This window comes from Stieleria sp., from assembly GCF_041595215.1.
In the GTDB taxonomy this organism is placed as follows: Bacteria; Planctomycetota; Planctomycetia; order Pirellulales; family Pirellulaceae; genus Stieleria; species Stieleria magnilauensis.
Genome location: NZ_JBFHKV010000968.1, coordinates 1 through 3,309 on the forward strand (window position 1 = coordinate 1; position 3,309 = coordinate 3,309).

At 60.6% G+C, this 3,309-nt stretch carries 1 protein-coding gene and 1 pseudogene; one reads left to right on the top strand and one right to left on the bottom strand.

Annotation, left to right across the window (positions count from 1 at the left end; genetic code table 11):
* The coding region (locus tag ABX749_RS26910; RefSeq protein WP_372898734.1) for a RecQ family ATP-dependent DNA helicase at positions 1-2,773 on the bottom strand (2,773 nt) is incomplete at its 3' end.
* A 309-nt stretch (positions 2,774-3,082) separates the two neighbouring features.
* Here ABX749_RS26910 and ABX749_RS26915 point away from each other — a divergent pair.
* Positions 3,083-3,309, top strand: a pseudogene (locus tag ABX749_RS26915) (hypothetical protein); the annotation flags it as partial.

The following is a 3,309-nucleotide window of genomic DNA, read 5'->3' on the forward strand; positions in this document are numbered from 1 at the left end:
CGATCGACTCGTCCACGGCGGCCGGTGGATCGGGGGCCGGTGGATCGGGGGCCGGTGGATCGGGGGCCGGTGGATCGGGGGCCGGTGGATCGGGGGCCGGTGGATCGGGGGCCGGCGGATCAGGGGCCGGCGGATCAGGAGCAGAATCCTCAACACCCGAATCGGCTCCCAGCACCGGCGGCTCCTCCACAGGCTCCTCCACCGGCAGCTCGGCGAGGCCCACGCTCGACTCGCCCCCCGGCGGTCCGGGAACGTCACCCTCCGCGGTAGCGGTTTCCGGGTTATCCGCCTCCGTCAGGCAACCGCGGATGATCTCCAGAATGTCGTAACCATGCTGCTCCATCGTTGCCGGCCCGATTCCCGAGACGACTTCCAGTTCGCTGCTGCTTTGCGGACGAATTTCGGCCAGCCGGTCGATCGTCGAGTTCGTCAGGACCCGATAGGCGGGGATTCCCAGTGCCGCGGACGCCCGGCGTCGCCAGCGTTTGAGCGCCTCGCCGATCTCATCGGCCAGTTTCTTTTCGGGGCTGGTCAGGTCATCAAGGGTGATGTGGATGCCGGCCTGCGATTCCATTTGGGCTTCGTCCAGGGAATGGTCGTCCGGTGCAGAGGGCGATTGCGCATCCGATTTGGCGACGTCGGTCGATTCGATGTGCCGTGCCGCCGCGGCCAGACCCCGGGCGAGCGCCTTGGACAACGTGAACGAGGCCGGCAACGGCGTCTTCAGATGCATCACGGACTTGCCGAAGTCGCTGATTTCGATCGTCGGACGACGTTGGTCGACTTCACGTTGCTCGATCATCCCGTGCTCGATCATCGCATCGATGATCTTGCTCAATTGAGCCTGTTTCATCGACGACAACATCCCGTAGGTGCTCAATCGTTGAAGCTTCCATTGGGTGATGCGTTTGTTCTGTGAACCGCACAGCATCTGAGCGACCAAGTTCTTTCCGAATCGACCGTGCATTCGAGTCACGCCGCTGAGGATGACGCGCAACCCACACAGCAACGCGTTGGCGTCGGATTCGGTCAGACCGTCCGTGACCGCGCTGCTCGCATTTTTGCCATCGTCGACGTCACAGCGATCACACTTTCCACAATTCTTGCTTTCCGGATCGCCGAAATAATCCAAGATCACGCGTTGGCGGCAGCCGCCGGTTCGGGCGAATCCGATGACGGCTTCTAGTTTTTCATATTCGTTGGCTTTTCGCCGGGCGAGTTCTTCGAAATCGATCTCCAGGTTTTCGAAGGGGACGTCGCGCTGGACGAAATGGACGGCGCGTCCGCGGAACGGTGGCACGTAGTCGAACGCGTTCAATCGACTCAGTTCACGCAACGTCCGCATCAATTGGTCGCGATCGACGTCGGCCAGTTCCATCAATCGGTTGGGCCGCACGTAGACGTCGTCGTTCCGGCGTCGACCGACAACTTTCTCAATCGCGGTCATCACCCGGCGACGCAGTTTTGCTTCTTTCGGCAGGAAATCCAGCAACGTCGGGGCATCGCTGTCGATCCGAACGAGCAACTGGTTTTGGCTGCTGTCGAGTCGCCGTAGCACGCCGGCTTTGGCGAGCAGTGTTTCGGCGGTCCCGATCGCTTCGGAACTGTCCCCGTCGATCGCATCACGGACTTGATCGAGCGTCAGCTCGATCGGATCCTCCGGCCGCGAGAGCAAGTACTGGTAGACCTTGTTGACGATCGCTTTGGAGGGGTAACGATTCTCGATGAAAAACTCTTGGATGTAGCGATCGTGATAGGAGAAAAACAGGCGGCAATCGCTCTCCAATCCGTCGCGTCCGGCGCGGCCGGCTTCCTGGTAATAGGCCTCCAACGTTCCCGGCATGTTGTAGTGGGCGACAAACCGAATGTCGGACTTGTCGATCCCCATGCCAAAGGCGTTGGTGGCAACGATCGCCGCCAACTCGCCAGACATGAACTTTTCCTGCACGATACGGCGTTTCTCCGACTCCATGCCGCCGTGATAGATGCCGATCGGGCGGCGTGTCTTTTCCGGCAACCATTCGCCGATCGCTTCGCACGTTTTTCGCGTCGCGGCGTAAACGATTCCGGCGCCGTCTTGCCGTTTGACGAATTCGACCAACTGGTCTTCTTTTTCCACGTCCGTTTTGCTCTGAGACACCCCGAAATGGAGATTGGTGCGGGCAAACCCTGTCACGAAAACTTTGGGGGATTGCAGATCCAACAGAGAACAAACGTCCTCACGCACCATCGGTGTCGCGGTAGCGGTCAGCGCGATCGTTTGCAGACCACCCAGGTACTGCGAGCGGACTTTGCCCAGTCGGGAGTAGTCGGGGCGAAAATCGTGTCCCCATTCGCTCACGCAGTGGGCTTCATCGACGGCCAGCAAGGTGACTTGGCAGCGTTGCAAGGTTTCCAGAAATCGACCGTTGCGAAGCCGTTCCGGCGCGACATAAACCATTTCCAGTTCGCCGCGGGCCATCGATTCCATCACGTCCTCTTGTTCGCGGAGGCTGAGCGTGGAATTGATGAGCCGGGCGGCGATTCCCAACTGCCGCAGCGTGTCGACCTGGTCCTTCATCAACGCGATCAGCGGAGAAACAACGATCGTTGTGCCGGGACGAGCCAGGCTGGGCAGCTGGTAGCAGAGGCTTTTCCCACCGCCGGTCGGCATCACGCACATCACGTCTTCGCCGCTGGCGACGGCTTCGATCACCTCGCGCTGACCGGGCCGAAATTCGCTCAGGCCGAACCGAGAGAGCAGCGAATCGTAATCGGTGGCAGTGGCATTCATGAATCAGTCCGTTTGAGAAGGCATGTGCGGTCAAAAGTATACGGATTTCCCATGCATTGGCGATCCGCGACCCGCCCATCGCACCCGGCGAGCCCTGACTGGCTGGCCTGACTAGCTGGCCTGACTAGCTGGCCCCACCCTGACAACAGCCGATAGCAGTCTGGACCAACCTCGTCTATACTCGATCGTTTCTGCCGCCGTGACCTGATTCAACCGAGCCTGCACTTCGCCATGCCGCACGCCATGCTCTGTGCCCGACCGCATTCGAGGCGTTTCCGATCTGTCACCCCCTTATTTTTTCGTCTCGTCGTGTTGATCCTCGCCGGCATGGTCTGGGGCCAGGGACTTTGCGGCCTAGGCCGCTGTCACGCCGATGAGCCGGTTTTTACCGATGATTTCGAGTCGGGGACCCAGCGATGGGAAATGCTCGACCCGAAGACCTGGAAACACAGCACGCACGACGGCTCCAAGACGATCGAAATCACCGACCGCAGCAGCGAGTACAAGCCGCCGGTTCGCAGCCCGCTGCATGTCGC